At 39.8% G+C, this 17,758-nt stretch carries 16 protein-coding genes; 6 read left to right on the forward strand and 10 right to left on the reverse strand.

The window, feature by feature from the left end:
- Positions 1–204 precede the first annotated feature (204 nt).
- Positions 205–672 (reverse strand): tRNA adenosine(34) deaminase TadA, encoded by a 468-nt coding sequence (tadA, locus tag DNJ75_RS09500; protein WP_117003224.1) that lies wholly within the window; start codon positions 670–672, stop codon positions 205–207.
- Between the two features lie 93 nt (positions 673–765).
- On the opposite strand from tadA, the gene DNJ75_RS09505 reads away from it, so the two are divergent.
- From DNJ75_RS09505 to DNJ75_RS09525, 4 genes are all read left to right on the forward strand, one after another.
- Positions 766–2,562 (forward strand): autotransporter assembly complex protein TamA, encoded by a 1,797-nt coding sequence (locus tag DNJ75_RS09505; protein WP_117003225.1) that lies wholly within the window; start codon positions 766–768, stop codon positions 2,560–2,562.
- Positions 2,559–5,849: a translocation/assembly module TamB domain-containing protein gene (locus DNJ75_RS09510; protein WP_117003226.1), complete on the forward strand. Its 3,291-nt coding sequence runs from the start codon at positions 2,559–2,561 to the stop codon at positions 5,847–5,849. Before DNJ75_RS09505 ends, DNJ75_RS09510 begins: the two co-directional genes overlap by 4 nt.
- A gap of 69 nt (positions 5,850–5,918) precedes the next feature.
- Entirely contained in the window at positions 5,919–7,202 is a 1,284-nt protein-coding gene (locus DNJ75_RS09515; RefSeq protein ID WP_117003227.1) for a DEAD/DEAH box helicase, read from the forward strand.
- A 227-nt stretch (positions 7,203–7,429) separates the two neighbouring features.
- Positions 7,430–7,732 carry a helix-turn-helix domain-containing protein gene (locus tag DNJ75_RS09525; protein WP_117003228.1) on the forward strand — a complete coding sequence of 101 codons (303 nt, stop codon included), beginning with the start codon at positions 7,430–7,432 and terminating at the stop codon, positions 7,730–7,732.
- A gap of 181 nt (positions 7,733–7,913) precedes the next feature.
- On the opposite strand, the gene cdd is transcribed toward DNJ75_RS09525, so the two are convergent.
- From cdd to DNJ75_RS09570, 9 genes are all read right to left on the reverse strand, one after another.
- Complete coding sequence (gene cdd / locus DNJ75_RS09530; protein ID WP_117003229.1) at positions 7,914–8,309, reverse strand: cytidine deaminase; 396 nt, start codon at positions 8,307–8,309, stop codon at positions 7,914–7,916.
- An 11-nt stretch (positions 8,310–8,320) separates the two neighbouring features.
- A complete protein-coding gene (gene leuB, locus DNJ75_RS09535) occupies positions 8,321–9,427 on the reverse strand; it encodes a 3-isopropylmalate dehydrogenase (protein ID WP_224742302.1) in 1,107 nt (368 codons plus the stop codon).
- A 315-nt stretch (positions 9,428–9,742) separates the two neighbouring features.
- Positions 9,743–10,093, reverse strand: a complete 351-nt coding sequence (locus DNJ75_RS09540; protein ID WP_117003230.1) for a nuclear transport factor 2 family protein — start codon at positions 10,091–10,093, stop codon at positions 9,743–9,745.
- Between the two features lie 6 nt (positions 10,094–10,099).
- Positions 10,100–10,432: a helix-turn-helix domain-containing protein gene (locus DNJ75_RS09545; RefSeq protein ID WP_117003231.1), complete on the reverse strand. Its 333-nt coding sequence runs from the start codon at positions 10,430–10,432 to the stop codon at positions 10,100–10,102.
- 12 nt (positions 10,433–10,444) lie between these two features.
- Positions 10,445–10,726 carry a type II toxin-antitoxin system RelE family toxin gene (locus tag DNJ75_RS09550; protein WP_117003232.1) on the reverse strand — a complete coding sequence of 94 codons (282 nt, stop codon included), beginning with the start codon at positions 10,724–10,726 and terminating at the stop codon, positions 10,445–10,447.
- A 72-nt stretch (positions 10,727–10,798) separates the two neighbouring features.
- Positions 10,799–11,365 carry a 3-isopropylmalate dehydratase small subunit gene (gene leuD, locus DNJ75_RS09555; protein ID WP_117003233.1) on the reverse strand — a complete coding sequence of 189 codons (567 nt, stop codon included), beginning with the start codon at positions 11,363–11,365 and terminating at the stop codon, positions 10,799–10,801.
- Positions 11,362–12,780: a 3-isopropylmalate dehydratase large subunit gene (gene leuC, locus DNJ75_RS09560; RefSeq protein WP_117003234.1), complete on the reverse strand. Its 1,419-nt coding sequence runs from the start codon at positions 12,778–12,780 to the stop codon at positions 11,362–11,364. Before leuC ends, leuD begins: the two co-directional genes overlap by 4 nt.
- Positions 12,773–14,416: a LeuA family protein gene (locus tag DNJ75_RS09565; RefSeq protein WP_117003235.1), complete on the reverse strand. Its 1,644-nt coding sequence runs from the start codon at positions 14,414–14,416 to the stop codon at positions 12,773–12,775. The genes leuC and DNJ75_RS09565 overlap by 8 nt, the downstream gene beginning before the upstream one ends.
- Positions 14,417–14,469: 53 nt before the next feature.
- Positions 14,470–15,372, reverse strand: a complete 903-nt coding sequence (locus DNJ75_RS09570; RefSeq protein WP_117003236.1) for a branched-chain amino acid transaminase — start codon at positions 15,370–15,372, stop codon at positions 14,470–14,472.
- A 365-nt stretch (positions 15,373–15,737) separates the two neighbouring features.
- Between DNJ75_RS09570 and DNJ75_RS09575 the strand changes: the two genes are divergently transcribed.
- A complete protein-coding gene (locus tag DNJ75_RS09575) occupies positions 15,738–16,178 on the forward strand; it encodes a CBS domain-containing protein (protein ID WP_117003237.1) in 441 nt (146 codons plus the stop codon).
- 76 nt (positions 16,179–16,254) lie between these two features.
- On the forward strand, positions 16,255–17,754 hold the full coding sequence (locus tag DNJ75_RS09580) for a DUF3375 domain-containing protein (protein WP_224742303.1): 1,500 nt from the start codon (positions 16,255–16,257) through the stop codon (positions 17,752–17,754).
- The last annotated feature ends 4 nt before the right edge of the window (positions 17,755–17,758 follow it).

Genomic DNA, 17,758 nt, shown 5'->3' on the forward strand with positions numbered 1-17,758 from the left:
AACCCTGGTGTGAAAACAATTTGGCTTGGGTTTCAACGAATGCATGACTTTGCCCTAGCCTGGTCAAGCTTTCAGACTTTACAAGGAGAAGAATTAAATGAATAGAAAAGATCCCTATAAACCTATGTTTGCAAGAGGGGTGGCAGCCGCAGGCTGACGGGGTGTTTATAAAATCATAGTTTTTTCTAAAATGCGTAACTCCAATTAGTTACTATGCTTTTTCTGCAACCGCCGCTCATTAAAAAATGCTTTAAGCATATCACTGGCATCATCTGCCAAGATGCCTCCTTCCACATTCAAATAATGATTTAAAAATGGCTCTGTATGTAACTGTGCTTTTGAGCAAGCAACCCCTGCTTTTGGCTCTTTAGTCGCAAAATAAAGCGTTCTGATACGCGCGTGCACCATCGCACCTAAACACATCATACATGGCTCTAAAGTGACATAGAGATCACACTCCGGTAAGCGATAGTTTTGCATCATTTGCGCAGCACCGCGCAATGCAATAATCTCAGCATGTGCTGTGGGGTCGTTATTCATAATCATCTGATTAAAACCTCTCCCAATGATTTGATTATCTTTGACAATAATCGCACCAACGGGGACCTCATTATGCTCTTGCGCTTTCTTTGCCTCTAATAGCGCATACGCCATCCACTGTTCTTTAGTCATTAATGACATGCTTAGCTTATTTATCTACACCTCAAGTTAGCCTATACTATACTACACTTTATCAACAACATGACCCTATAGAGCAATATTAAGATGTTAAGGAAGAGTATTCTTCGTATATTTTTTATATTTAGCCTGTTTAGCCTTAGCTTCTTGTACGCTGCTGATGACAATAAAAGTGATTCCAAAGCGCCAACTCTTGATATTGTTATTAATGGTATTAACGACAATAAAATCAAATCAAGCATTCTTGATAATATCAGCTTATCGCGCTTTAAGGCGTTTGCTGTTTCTCACCCCAATCAAATGCAACTACTACTTAAAAAAAGTGATGATGAAATCAAAACATTACTTGAGCCATATGGTTACTATAAACCAGTCATTACCACAGACTTTAGTGTCAAAGATAACCTTTGGATTGCTACATTCAATGTCAAACTCAATGAACCATTACATATTGATGCCTTAACCGTTAACATCAATGGCTCAGGTCAACATTCTAAAATCGCTACTAAGACGCTAAATGACTTGCCACTAAAGCAAGGCGATATTTTAACGCAAACTGCTTATGAAAAATCCAAAGCATTACTGACTGATAGCTTTTTTAACGCGGGTTACCTCGATAGCGAACTCACAGAACATGAGATTCGCATTAATATGCTTAAATACACTGCTGAAGTCATCTTGAGCATTGATACTGGCGATCTTTATACGATTGGTGCTATTAATATTAAACAGCAGCGTTATGATTATGCCGAGCGTTTTATCGATGATATTATCAAGGTTAGCATCGGTGATGTCATGTCGCAGAAAAAGATCACCAAAGCCAATAAGCGTTTACAAGATAGCGGTTATTTTAGCAACGCTCAGCTTGTGCCTAAAATCTCTAAGCGTGATAAAGTTAACAAGACCGTCCCAGTGGATTTAAACTTAACAGCAGGGCACGCACGCACTTATACTTTTGGTGTGGGTTATGGCACATTCACAGGTCCTAGGGTAAGCTTTGGTACGCTTTTTCGTCATGTTACCGATACCGGACAGCAGTTTTCCTTTAACGTCTCAGCGTCTCCTGCCAATAGTACCTTTAGCACAAGCTATGTTTTTCCAGGACAAGATCCACTACACGACAACTGGAGTCTTATTGCCGAGCAAAGCTATATTGAAACCGATACCTACAATGAACGCCAAACTAATTTTGGTATTGCACGCACTCACAAATATGGTAATTGGCAAACCACCGTGAGTTTGCAGCAATATCTTACCAACTACAATACCGTTGCCAACCCCAATAATACCAATGGTAAATACCTTGTTCCGGCTTTAACCCTTCTCTACGACGGCAGCTGGCAAAATGGTTTTTGGCGTCAAGGCTTAGTGTGGAATGAATTATTACAAGCTTCCATCAAATCCCCACTGTCGGATCAGGATTTTATTCGCAACAATATGAGCATTTATTACTCACTCCCCATTAATCCAGAATGGAATCGCTTACTCTTTGGTGCTAACTGGGGATTTATCACGGTTGACGACATCCAAAATGTCGCCCCCAATTTTCGCTTTTATGCTGGTGGGGTGAGTAACCTTCTGGGTTATCCCTTCTTAAGCCAAGGACCTAGCATTAATGGTAATGTCACGGGTGGGCGCTATCTTGCCACAGGTCTTGCCGGCATTGAACAACGTATTTATGGCAACTTCAGCTCAATGCTTTACTACAATTTGGGTAATGCTGCCAATAAGCCTAACTTTAGTGATGTTGAGATTTTGCGCGCGGCAGGTATTGGGCTTAGCTATAAAACACCACTTGGACCCTTTATGGTATTTTTCACGCGTACATTGAATCATAATGATGAGCATTGGCGCTTTGATTTAAGCATCGGGATAAGCCTATGAGAAGCTTACGTAAAACAGTTAAATGGTGCTTAATCACGCTCGTAAGCCTAATATTGATCATTGCACTAGCGCTTGGATTTTTATTGTTTACCACGCCAGGGTTGAAGATAACGCAAAAAATCACCAATCATTTTTTGCAACCCCTTGGCATTAGTCTTAAAGGCAATATTTCAGGTCAAATTAATCAACTCAAACTAGATGAGCTTGATATTAAAAACGACACCGTGGATATTCGCTTAAGCCAAGTTGAGCTTTCGTTATCATTATGGTCCTTGATCAGTCACCAAACGCTTGATGTTAAACATCTATCCGTAGATAAAGTCTATGTTGATATCAATACACATACAACAAATAATGCAAGTGATAGTCAAGCACATGAAGATAGCAGCCCCTTTAGTATGCCGCTTGATCTTTATGCTAAAAACATCAACGTTAGTGATGTAAAGTATTTGATGAATAAACAATTAATCACTCATGCGACGAACGTCAGTGCAAATGGTATTAATTTAGTTGATGACAAACTAGAGCTTAATAAAGTTTCTGCCAAGGTCCCCGCTTATTCAGCCAGTGCAACGGTAAATAGCGGTTATATTATATTAAACGCGCCTTTTAAAACGTATTTAAAGGTCAATTTATCTGCTGCACAAAGTGGCGCTGATATTAGAAGTACCCAAACCCAAATCATTGGTAATTTTGCAGATAAATTTAGCATCATGAGCGATGGTATTATTCACTACAAAACAAGACCCTATCCTTACTCTCTTATTTCAAGCTTTGATCAAGGAGAAATAGTTAACCAACTAAAACTTGATCATCTTGCCATGATTAATAATACACTGCTGTTTAATGACCAACTGGACTGGTCCGTCAACCTCACCTCTTTAAACCCTGCAGTGCCACTTAAATTTAATATCGGTGGTAAGCTTAATACCACTGACCATGATCTTCGACTTAAAACTAGCTTTTGTGATATTTTCAGCCACGATTCTGAGTTACGTTGCCATATAAACCTATCTAGCAGCGATGGCACTTTTCACCTAAATCAATTCAAGCTATTTAATCCACGCAATGATGATCGTGTGCAAGTCAAACTTGCGCAATCCAAGCAAAATATTCAAGCGCAATGGGAAGTTTTTGTGAATGATCTTAATGCTTACCCTTTTAATGTCAGTGGCAATATCTACTCACAAGGAAAAGTTGACATCAATGACAAGACAACCAAAGCACTCAAAATGACGCTTGATGTCGATGATTTTCTCTATAAGCAATTTGATCTCTCTAAACTTGTGTTAGCTGTTGATAATCACTCATTAACACTCAATGCTGATTCTCATAAAATCTCAACGCTCATTAAGATGCAATTACAGAGTCTGTCACTGTCACAGATTACGGCAAAGCTTAATACTTTAAACTTCACCAGCAAAACCTTTAAGCAAGACTGGCATCTGACGAAAGCCGTTGATTTAGCACTTAGTCCTGATAAAAGTAGCATGAGTGATCTGTGTCTTCTGGCATCGAATGATAATCATTTTTGCATTAGCGCTTCATTAGCACCGAATGCCATTACGGTTCAAACAGCTGGCGAGATAACCCCTGCGCAATTTATCCCTAATCTGCCTTATGGCGGTGATAGCTTTGCCTTAAGCTTCAAGGGGAACTATTTACAAGAACCTAATAGTCATCCCAAAGCAAATTTCAGTATCTCCGGACATGGGTTTTTCTTTGCCAACAACACCTCATGGTTTAAGCAATTGCAACAGATTGTGCCGATCCATCAGTTATCTTACACGACGAATATCAATACCGACTTATCACTTCAAGATCAAAAGCTTGCATTAAGCAGCAATGTTTCCTTTCCGCAAAACTCACTGGTACTTAAGCTTAATAGTGATAATTTTGATTTATATAATTTGAGCAAAGCAAAATTAACTGGCGCGCTTGAGCTGTCATCAACGCGCCTTGATTGGATCAGTAATTTCATCCCACAATTCCCAACATTAATTAATAAAGGTGATTTACATAGCAGCCTACAAGTCACAGGTACTTTGTTTGACCCGCGCGTTGATGGCGATATCGCACTTAAAAATGCGCAAATTGAGCTATTACCATTAAACACCACCTTAGATGATATCAATGCCAATATCCTGATACGCAATCCGCTGAATGCTAAGATCAATCTTACGGCAAACATCCAAAAATCGCCATTAACCGTCAGTGGATTAGTTGATTTGCATGGTGCCACACCAAATACCAATATTAATATCAATGGTAAAAAACTATTAGTGCTCAACACGCCTGATATGGAGGTCACGGTAAGCCCTACTTTAAATTTCAATCAAAGCAATGGCAGCAGTAACTTAAGCGGCAATATTTTTATCGATAAATTAATTGTCAATCTCGCTGATATGAAAAGCAGTAGTCTACAAAATACCATTCAAAACGATGTTGTCTATGTTAACAACAGTAATCAAGCAATACAAACACAAAAAAATACGCCATTTAGCATGAATCTCAATATTGATATGGGTAAAAATGCGCATATCTCAGGGCTTGGCATCGATACCAACATTCAAGGCAAACTAAATATCATTAGCCAACCGAATCAGCCAATGCTTGGTATTGGGACGCTGCAACCAGTCAATGGCGTATTTAGCGCTTATGGTAAAACGTTCAGCGTTGACCCTAAATCAACTATCCAATTTAATAACTCGCCAGTTGGTAATCCGATGCTAGCAATTACCACGTTTTACAATATCCCAACCTCTGTTAAGCTGACACAATCAAATGCACCTGATACCATCGGCATTGAAATCACTGGCATGGCAAATAATCCAAAAATACAACTCTTCTCAGATCCGAGCATGTCACAAACAGATATTCTCTCTTATATCTTATTTGGTCAGACGTTAAATGATGCCAATAGTAGCCAAGCATCATCAGATGCGTTATCGCAAGCAGCGCTTTTAATAGCGATTAATGAAGGCGGTAGCGGGGTCATTGATGAGCTTAAAGACAAATTATCACTTGCAGAGTTTTCACTTGGCAACTTAAACAATAACCCAACCAATACCACAAATAACACAACCGCTGAGCAAAACAACACAGCCGTTTTTATTGGCAAACAAGTAACCTCAAGACTTTATCTAAGCTATGGTGTTGGCGTATTCACCGGTGAACAACAAGGCATCGCAACCTTTTCACTAAGCCCTAATTGGAAATTAAAAGGTGAGGTAACAAGCTTTGACCGTGGTGGCGACATTCTTTATCAAACACATTCTGAAAATTAAAAAATAACTATCCATTCTCTGTCAATATGTCTATGCTTAGCACAAATTATTCAATGTTTGTAAATATCAATGTCATTCTCCTCATTAGGTTTAAGCAACGCCATCTTAAACGCACTCACCGAGCAAGGCTATAAAGAGCCATCTCCCATCCAACAAAAGGCCATTCCCGCTGTTTTAAGCGGGCGTGATGTACTTGCTGCAGCACAAACCGGCACGGGTAAAACCGCAGCCTTCACCTTGCCAATTTTAGAAATGTTAGCACAAGGACCACAGTCAACTGCCAATCAAACGCATGCCCTTATCTTAACGCCAACACGCGAGCTTGCCGCTCAAATAGAGGTAAATATCCAAGCGTATAGTACGAACTTGCACTTACGCTCTTGTGTCGTATTTGGCGGAGTTAAAATCAATCCACAAATGATGCGCTTACGTAAGGGTGCAGATATTCTCGTGGCAACGCCTGGGCGGTTACTTGATTTATATGAGCAAAATGCCATTCGCTTTGATCGCTTGAAATTTTTAGTCCTTGATGAAGCCGATCGCATGCTCGATATGGGCTTTATTCATGCTATTCGCAAAATTCTAACGCTTCTACCCAAAAAGCGCCAAAACTTAATGTTCTCAGCAACCTTTAGCCCTGAGATCAAAGAGCTTGCTAAATCTATTGTCCGTAATCCTTTAGAAATCTCAGTAAGTCCACCCAATCAAGCAGCACCCAAAGTTAAACATTGGATCGCTCCTGTTGATAAAAAACAGAAAGTTAACTTATTGATTAAACTCATTAAAACCCATAACTGGGCACAAGTATTGGTTTTTTCACGCACTAAACATGGTGCCAATCATCTTGTTGGCAAACTTGAAAAAGCGGATATCAAGAGTGCTGCGATTCATGGCAACAAAAGCCAAGGCGCACGCACCAAAGCATTAAGTGATTTTAAAAACAATGAGGTACAAGTATTAGTGGCAACAGATATTGCCGCACGCGGCTTGGATATCAGTCAGCTGCCTTGCGTGATCAATTTTGATTTACCGAATGTGCCTGAAGATTACGTCCATCGCATTGGACGCACAGGACGCGCAGGCGCCACTGGAGAAGCAATCTCTTTGGTCAGTGCCGATGAGTTTCCACAGTTAGCCGATATTGAAAAGCTCTTAAAAAGAGCGCTAGAGCGCGTTATTATTGATGACTTTGATCCAGTGCACAGCCTACCGCAATCTAATCCGCATAATTATAAGACCATCAAGAAAGTAACACCTAAGAAGCCAAAGATTGAACATCGCGATGGACAAAAAAAGCCCACGCGCCACCCTAAAGGCAATCGTCAAAGACAGAATCGCTCTGAGAAAAAATAATCTGCTAAAAATCACCCTGAACAGGGCATGCCCAATCATGGAAGATAAAAATGAACTTGATTATAGGTTTTGACCTATATATAGTATGAACTATAATTTGAAGAAGGAAATATTTATGTGCTGGAAATAAAACAGGTAAAGATAAAAGATTTTATGAAGTGATGATACCTATTGCAGATCAAGAATTTACGCTTCATTTAAATAACAATAAAATACAGGAGTGAAACATGGCGAAAACACTTAAACAAATACTTGCTCAAGAAAACGCAAAAGTTGTTACTCATGCTAAACAAAAGGCAGAGGCTATACTTTTGGATATCCACCTATCTGAGCTTAGAGAAAAAATGAATAAAACACAGGTCGAATTAGCCAACACATTAGGCGTTAAACAGCCAACCGTTGCCGAGATGGAAAAGCCAGGGCGAGATTTAAAGCTATCCTCATTAAAAAAATATATTGAAGCGACTGGTGGTAAACTAAGACTAGATATCGAACTTCCAGATGGAACACATTTCGGTTTTTCTGTGTAATATACCACCCATAAACCATTTTACAGCCTTTCTGCCATTGAATTTCTTGTTCTTTTGAGTCATTAGATATTGCTAATAGTCCTTGCTATTACCTGCAATCCAATGACTCAAAATTATCAAAAACTTCTTTGGCATTAAACACGGCAAAATGATTCATGAGTGGTATCAAACAACTATTTCGTCACAGACAAAATCGCTCCGGTAGCAGGTGATCAATTGAATATTGTTCGTGCTCTGTGCCATCTTGATTAAAGAGATGAATCACAACATCATTATCAAAAAACTCTGCCATAACTTGCCGACAAGCACCACATGGTGTGACCGGATTTCTGGCATCCGCCGTGACATAGATCGCTTTAAAATCTCCTTTACGCGCACCACTGGCAACAGCCGCATTAATTGCCACCATTTCAGCGCATGAACCCACGGGAAAGCTTGCGTTTTCAACGTTGACACCCTCGTGAACATCACCGTTTTTAAGCTCAATCATTGCAGCAACACTAAAATTTGAATACGGCGCATAAGCACGCTTTTTTAATACTTGCAGCTTTCTAAATACTTCATTTATTTCATGCATTCACAACTCGCTTAATAGGTTAATGCTGATTCTATCAGTGCTGTGACAATCTTCTGAGTAATCTCTTTACTGCCTATACTTTCTGCACCACCCGCAATATCCGCCGTTCTAAAGCCTTGAGCTAAGACTTGGTCAATTGCCTGATCGATCGCTATCGCCTCCTCATGCATGCCAAATGAGTAAGATAACATAAGTGCTGCTGATAAAATCTGTGCAATCGGATTAGCAATATCTTTACCCATGATATCAAAGGCTGAACCTCCTGCAGGTTCATATAAGCCAAAGCCTTCTTTATTTAAGCTAATCGATGGCACAAGCCCTAAAGAACCAGGTAACACTGATGCCAGATCCGATAAGATATCACCAAATAAATTACCCGTCACAATCACATCAAACTGCGCGGGATTCAACACTAGCTGCATTGCTGCATTATCGACATACATATGCTTCAAGGTCACATCTGGGAAGTTTTTTGCTTCTTCATTAGCGATATCACGCCAAAGTCTTGAGGTATCTAATACATTGGCTTTATCAATAGAGGTCAAGATTTTACGTCTTTCACCAGCGCGCTTAAAGGCAGCCCTGACAATATGTCGAATCGTCTGCTCATCATACTCGGCAACATCCGTAGCACAGCGAATACCCTCTTTATTGACAAAGCGCTTATGCTCACCAAAGTAAATATCTCCTGATAATTCACGAAAGATCTCAATGTCAGCACCATTGACAATGCGTTCATTCTTGATAGGGCTATTATCTTTTAATGCCGGAAACATTTTAATCGGACGAATATTTACCCCAAAATCAAACGTTTTGCGCAAAGCTAAAATACTTTTGGCTTCACAAGCCTGCCATTTAGGATCATTTTGCGCATCAACCGGACCACCCACTGAACCAAATAAAATGGCGTCTGCAGATTTGCAAATATCAATGGTTTGTTTCGGGCAATGCTCAGCATAAACATCAAAGGCAGCACCGCCAATTAAAGCTTCTTTATACGTAAATTCATGATTGTATTTATTGGCAACTGCATCTAACACATCAATGGCACATGCCATTACTTCAGGACCGATACCATCCCCTGCTAAAATTGCGATTGTTTTTTTTATTTTTTCCATTTTGTTAAGTACCTTCTACTTCTCTATAATTCACCATTCCATAACCGCTGTAAGAATACTTGCCAAGGCAAAATTAAAATTCCACTTGGTAAAGCTCTACCACCTAGCAAATTTGCTCCCGAGATAAAGGTAAATTTATTTTTCTTTCATACATAAAAACCTCACTATTACGGAGTTAATCCCCATAAAGGATAACTTATCCGGAATAAAGTGAAAGTAAAAACCAACCTTAATAGACAAACATTTTATAACCAAAGCCTTTAATACCTTTCAAAACCATTGACCAAAATACTCCGCACCCACTTCCTACAAGGACTATTGCACTGGCGTTCCTTGGTGAAAAATTAATTTCCACTCATTTGATTTTTTAACCCAAATTGAGCTGCGATTAGCGCGAAGCTTTGCATTTCCGACCTCACTAACATAGGTCACTTGTTTAATATTCTCGCCAATATCATGCACTTGAAAGTTTTCAAGTGGAAGCTTCGCTTTAATTTCCTGATAAGAATGCGCCAAGGTTTCCTCACGTGTATAAATACGTCCTGAGCGCCCATACTCAAAGAAAGTTGCATCTAAAACACTGTCCATATAAGCGAAATCAAATCTTGTTTTTTCAAGCCACAAAGATTCTTCAAGAATTTGTAATTTTTTGTTTTGTTCAATCATAAAGAATCAAATCGCTGATAATTTTCCATCACTAAGGCTTATTGCATAATCTAGATTATTCTTCCTTAGCATATCTTGAATGGCAATAGTGACAAAAAAACGTTTGCTTTGCCCAAGCATTTTGGCAAACTCAATCGCCTTAGCAATAGTCAGCCCTTTTCTGTCATTTTCTATGTCTGACAACCTTGTTTTACTGATTTTAAGTACTTCATCAGCAAACATTTGCTGTGTCATATTTTCATATTCAGTTAAACGAATATTTTTAATCAATGTACCAAAAGTCAATGGTGTTTCAAGTTGCTCATTAAGAAAATCGATAGCGTTAACGTTTCTGCTCATAGTTTTTCACCTTTAGTATTTATGCTTATTAATTTCAAATACCTCTATTACTTCTACCTCACCATTTGGTAACTTTCTGTAGAAAGCTCTATAAGCTTTGTTCAATCTAATAGAACGCTGCCCCTTTCTATTACCTTGTAACGGCTCATCATGATAACCTTTGATTTGCATCACTCTTCTCATTCCTAAGCTTTCTACTTGCATTACCCATGTTCTTAACTTCAGCACAACTTGCTTAGGAAGCACTTTAATCTGTTTCTGGACACTTGGTGTCAACTCAATAATATATCTCATAAAACATCTTCAGTGATCCGCGTTAAAGTGTACGCCAAAAAGGCGTTATCCGCAACCTCATTATCTCATTCTCTATTTTAGCATCGTTTCAAACCGACTAATCTCCTGATCTTTAGACAATAAATAGCCCATATCATCTTGACCTTGAAGTAAACACTCTTTGCGAAAAGGATCATAGTCAAAGTGATAAGATTCCCCATCTACGGTAATGGTTTGCGCAGCTAAATCAACGGTTATATCAAGATCTTCACTTTGTGCTTTTTCACACCATTTTTCCAATAGCTCGCCATCTAAAGCAATCAATAACAAACCATTTTTAGCCGAGTTATTAAAAAAGATATCCGAAAAAGAGGGTGCCAAGATCACATCAACACCCGCTTGTTGCAATGCCCACACAGCATGCTCTCTTGATGAGCCACAACCAAAGTTGTTACCACTGATAAGTATTCGCGCACCTTTAAATCGTGATTGATTAAATACAAACTCAGGATCTGCTGATTTTAGACGGGTAAAAAGATGCTCGCCGTAACCCGAAGTTGTCGTTTGCGTTAAGTATTGTGCTGGAATAATCATATCGGTATCAACATCACTTAACCACATCGGAATCGCTTTACTTGTTAGCGTTTGAAATGCTTTCATGCCAATACTCCTTCTTGTTCTAACTGCGCCACACTGCAAATCGCCCCTTTAATCGCACTTGCGGCTACCGTTTGCGGTGAAGCCAAATGGGTAATACTACCGGTTCCTTGACGACCGATGAAATTACGATTTGAGGTGCTGATACAGCGTTGCCCTGCTGGCACTTTATCATCATTCATCGCCAGACACATGGAACATCCTGGCATTCTAAAATCTGCACCTGCCTCGATAAATATCTTATCCAATCCTTCAGCAATTGCTTGCGTGCGTACCTTTTCAGATCCTGGCACAATATACATTGTTACCCCTTCTGCAATCTTATGCCCTTTTAACACATCTGCTGCTGCACGCATATCTTCAATACGACCATTGGTGCAACTGCCGACAAATGCCCATTGAATCGCTTTACCCAAAACGGCTTCATTTTCACTAAAGCCAGTATAACGATAGGCTTCTTTAGCTAATTTTTGCTGATGCTTCGGAATACTGGCTAAGCCTGGAATGGATTCATTAATTGCCACGGCATGTTGTGGATTAATCCCCCACGTAACCATTGGTTGTAAATTCTCAATATCAATTTCAACCACCTTATCATAACTGGCATTGTCATCACTCGTTAAGCTGCGCCATGTATTGATAGCATCTTCCCAATGCTCAGCATCAGGAGCATATTTGCGCCCTTTAAGATAGTCAAAAGTTATCTCATCTGGCGCGATTAATCCAGCTCTAGCACCACACTCGATTGACATATTGCATAAAGTCATTCGTGCTTCCATTGACAGTGCTTTTATCGCATCACCGCTATACTCAATCACAAATCCACTAGCACCACCTATGCCAATTTCAGCAATGAGCTTCATCACGATATCTTTTGCTGTTGCATAACTTGAAGGCTTGCCTTTGAAGTGCACTTTCATCGTTTTAGGGCGATATTGCAAAATGCAATTTGTCGCCATGACATGCCCAACTTCGGAAGTGCCAACGCCAAATGCTAATGCGCCAAAGGCGCCATGCGTTGAGGTGTGTGAATCACCACAAACAATCGTACTTCCTGGCCAAGTAAACCCAAGCTCAGGACCAATCACATGAACAATGCCCTGATATTGGCTGTCAAAATCATATAGCTCAACACCAAACTCTTTGGCATTCTTACGCAACGTTTCTACTTGCGCCTTGGCAATGGGATCATTCATCTGCGTGCGATCAATCGGTGAGGTAGAAATACTGTGATCTAAGGTTGCCACAATGGATTGTGGGTTACGCACAGGGATATTTAATTCACGCAACTTATCAAATGCTTGCGCTGAGGTAACCTCATGCATCAACATTCGATCGATATAAAAAATATCTGGAAAGCCTCTTTTTGACTCCACGACATGCTGATCCCAGATTTTATCAATAATATTTTTAGCCATGAGACACCTCGTATTGATTTATTTGTGTCGATGTGCTCTGCGCTCTATAGTTGGCATCTACATACATTTGATTCACTGCTTCGATAAATGCCTTGAGTGCTGAGATCTCAATATCATGATCTTTGGCAATACCTTTATAGGCATTGTGATTTGGCGCGCTAACAATAATCGTCGCCTCTGAGCTTGAACGCACCCCTGCTTCTGTTAACGATTTTGCATAATAATCTTTAACCTCAATGCCTGGCATGTATTTATCCGTCGCACTAAGCAATGCTGCAAGTGCTGAGTTTTCACCGGCTAGCTCAACTTTTAGATTTTCTTGATCAAAGAACTGTCCCGTAATCGTCACCGAACTACTGTCCTCTGATTTGCCATATGCAATTTTACTCGCCTTAATCGGCGCGCGTATTTTTTTATAGGCACTCAATAACTCAAGATCAGTTACGCCTTTGCGACGCTCATGATAAATATCTTTGATCTGTTGCGCTATTTTTGCTTTTTCATGTTCTTCACAGACATAACCAAAGTCTTCGATAATTTTCTTAGCATGATTACCACCAGATAACGGACCAAACACAAAGGAAATCTCACTACCGATGGATTTTGGATCAAATGGCTGATAAGCCAATGGGTTATTCAAAATCGCATTGGTATGCCCACCTGAAGTATGCCGTGTTGCATTTAAACCCACAATCGGAGAGTGTGGCTGTTTAGGCAGCATTTTTTGGGCGATAAAATCCGAGACTTCTTTCAAACCATTGATATTGATATTAGTGTAATAATGCACATCTTCTTGCTTACCAAAAGCATCGATAAACATCACACATTGCTCTAATGCCGCATTGCCTGCGCGCTCGCCTACACCATTAATACATGCTTCCACTTGACGTGCCGGACCATCAAAGACCGCATTCATCGAGTTCTCTAATGCCAAACCAAAATCATTATGGCAATGTGCCGACCAAATAATATCTTTATCAGGGAAAGTTTCTTTGATAATGCGCGCGTGCTTTGTCATGTTTTTCACAAAATACTCATCGCCTTCACGCTCGCATGCGCCACCGATTGTATCAGGACAGTTAATCACTGACACACCGGCCCTCACCGCGGACTTAAACACTTCAGTCACATAATCAAAACCATCTGCTAAACGCGAGTAACCTTCAGCACTAAACTCAACCTCATAACCTTGATCCGTTGCGATCTTAATCAAGCGATAGACTTCATCAATGTGTTTTTGTTCATCATTTTTATCTCCTAAACTTGCTTGCGCTAAGTTAGGATCAACTGGTAAATAAACATGGATACGCGCTTTACCAATAGCAAGTGACGGCTTTAACGCTTCCATCGTCTTTAAAACTTGCGCTTCTCTTAGCTGGCAAAGCCCAGCAATAATCATATTGGATTGTCGATTTGCCATACGCTCAGAAATCGTGTGCACAATTTGGAAATCCAACTGGCTTGCCGAAGGAAAACCCGCTTCTAAGACATCGATATTCAGTGCGTGCGCATAATCAGCATAAGCAATATTATCTTCAAAATTCATGCCCGCCCCTGGCGATTGCTGACCATCACGCAATGTGGTATCAAAAACATAAACACGCTGCTTATTATGTTGTTTGGTTTGTGTACTCATCGTTAACTCTCCTTCCTCAAAATAATTCTGTTTATGGGCATAGCCATACGCCGCTAGACGTAGGTTAAGGCATCAGATGCTTTCATGCCTTGAGTGATCTCGCTAAAGCACTGCTTAATATGTTTAGTAACACGCCCGATTTCACCGTGACCGGCAATTTTCTTGTCATCAATACTACGAATTGGGGTGATCTCAGCAGCCGTGCCACTGAAAAATGCTTCATCGGCATTGATAATATCTTCAACTTTGAAATATTGCTCATGCACCGTATAGCCCTGTTCCTTGGCGATTTGAATAATCATTCGGCGTGTAATGCCATCTAAGATCGTACCCAAAGGTGTCGTGAAAATCTCATTATTCTTAACATAAAAGATATTTTGCGCTGCCCCTTCAGCCACATTGCCATCAGCATCCAATAGCAAAGACTCATGATAATCCGTGCCACGAATCTGCATACTGGCGAGCATACTATTGACATAATGACCTGATATTTTTGCGTCACATATGGTTGACTGCGGATGAATACGAATATATTTACTAACCATCACATCAACACTTTCAGCTGCCAAATAACGCCCCATTGGTAAACACCAGACAATTACCTCAATCGGATGATCAGGTTTTGGCAATACACCAACACTTTGTTTATCGCCATAAAAAGCCAATGGTCGAATATAGCAAGACTCAAGCCCACTTTTTTTAACGGTGTCAATGACTGCTTGACACATTTGATCAACACTAAAAGGCGGATTCATACCCAAAGCACGCATTGAGTAATCAAAACGTTGCATATGCTCTTTTAGCTTTAGAATCGCAGTGCCTTTTGGCGTTTTATAAGCGCGAATCCCTTCAAACACCGCTGAGCCATAATGCAGTGCATGCGTCATGACACTCACAACCGCTTTTTCTTTCTCGATAAATTGACCATTTTGCCAAATATAAACCTGCTCACTCACTTACGCTATCCTCCAAAAAATGACACGTGATTTACTTAGTTTGCTTAAATGTAATAATAAAATATAACTGTAAAATACAAAGGGAAAATTAAATAGCTGCCTACCAGCGAGGCAGTCGTAGAGATAGCTCAAGGGAAAAAGAAAGTGGAAGCAGCATGTGTTTTTTGATTGTATATAACATCACCAGCCTCCTTGAGCTTTTTCAATGACAATAAACACAAGCTACCATCATCACCTGCGAATCGCAACAACAAAAAAGCATTTTTTCCATCACTCGTATAATTTGCTCTTTACAAATATCTCTCAACCGTTAGGCTATACTCTAGGAACACGATGTTCTGACATAAAACATAAGGAGCAACCCCATGCATAGCAAACTCAAAGAAATCGTCAACAAGGAAAAACGCGTTTTTAGCATTAGCGCCAATAGCAGTTTATTTGAAGCCGCACAAAAAATGGCTGAACATAAAGTTGGCTCACTACTTGTTATCGATAACGATGAATTTCATGGCATTATCACTGAACGTGATTTTTTATTTAAAGTCTCTGCACGCAACCAAGATCTCAAAAAACATATTGTCGCCGATATTATGAGCGAGCAGATCATTTCGATGAATCACAACCAAACCGCACAAGAAGCCTTGCAACTCATGACCGAAAAGCGTATTCGTCACTTGCCAGTCTATGATGATAACAATACGTTTCTAGGACTATTATCAATTGGTGACTTAAGTAAATGGGCAAGTTCTCGTTATCATCAAAAGCATGATGAAGTCGAGAGTTTGGTTAATTATATTCAGCAGTAGCTTAAGATTAATTTCAAGAAAAGCTATAACACACTTGATGAAGTGTGTATTATGTTCTCCATATTTTATAGAGTGAATGAGTAACGGTTACCTCTTAATGCAACTCGATTATCAAACGCTAGAGTCATTACGTCAAAATCATCCAGCATGGCGCTTATTAGCAAGTCCCCATGCTCCCTTAATTGTGAGTTTTCTTAATCGCATATTTATTGCTGAGAACGTGCGCGTTATTGCAGAAGCTGATTTAATCGAATCACTTGAGGATCAGTTATATGATTTAAGAGAGCGCTTAGGTGATGATAGTTTCCCAAAATCTGCGCGTGATTACTTAAATGACTGGGCTGCCATGGAAAAAGGTTGGCTTAGGAAGTTTTATCGTCAAGATTCAGATGAGGCTTATTTTGATCTCATGCCCGCAACAGAAAAAGCAATTGCTTGGCTATCATCACTAGGTCAGCGCAGTTTTGTTGGTACCGAATCTAGATTGTTGATGTTGTTTGACCTGCTAAAACAGATCACTCAAGGTAGTGCCGTTGATCCTGAAACCAGATTGAATGAACTCAAAAAGCAACGTGAAGCAATAGATGCTGAGATTGCCCAAGTTGTCCAAGGTAATATTACATTATTAGATGACACCGCATTAAAAGATCGCTTTATGCAATTTAGTCAACAAGCACGAGAACTATTATCGGATTTTCGTCAAGTTGAACATAATTTTCGCTCACTGGATCGCAGTGTGCGCGAACGCATCGCACTTTGGGATGGCAAAAAAGGCGATTTACTTGCCGATATTATGGGCGAGCGTGATGCGATTGCCGATTCTGATCAAGGCACCAGTTTTCAGGCATTTTGGGACTTTCTTATGTCGCCAGCACGCCAAGAAGCATTTAGCCAGATGCTACATGAAACACTTAATTTACCCGCAATTAGTGACTTGCAACCGGATAGAAGAACACACCGCATTCATTATGACTGGTTGGAAGCAGGAGAACATACACAAAGAACAGTCGCACAATTATCCTCACAACTTCGACGATTTTTAGATGATCAGGCATGGCTTGAAAACAAGCGAATCATGGATATTATTCGCAGTATTGAATCTGCTACATTAACTGAAAAAGACACCTTATTTAAGTCAGATATTAACAATACCTTTATGTCAATTGATGTGGCAAGTGCCAATATCGATCTACCAATGGAGCGTACACTTTACCGCCCTCCACTTAAAGTAAAACTCAATAATGTTAAGTTAGAAGAAGGATTAGAAGAAGCTGATTCAAGTGCTCTTTTTTTACAAACCATTATTGATAAACAAGCAATAGCCCAACATATTCGTAAACATCTTCAACAAAAAACGCAGATGAGTTTATATGAATTGTGTCAGCTAAGACCATTAACACAAGGTTTAGCTGAGCTTGTTGCTTATCTAGAAATGGATAGCGATGCTTATACAGATCGCTTTAATGTGATTGTTGATGATACTAAAGAGGATGTGATTAGTTGGCAGGCTAATGTTAATGATGAGTTGATAACAAGAACAGCGACATTACCTAGAGTGTTGTATTTAAGAAAATAATTAA

Source organism: Cysteiniphilum litorale (genome assembly GCF_003428165.1).
GTDB lineage: Bacteria > Pseudomonadota > Gammaproteobacteria > Francisellales > Francisellaceae > Caedibacter > Caedibacter litoralis.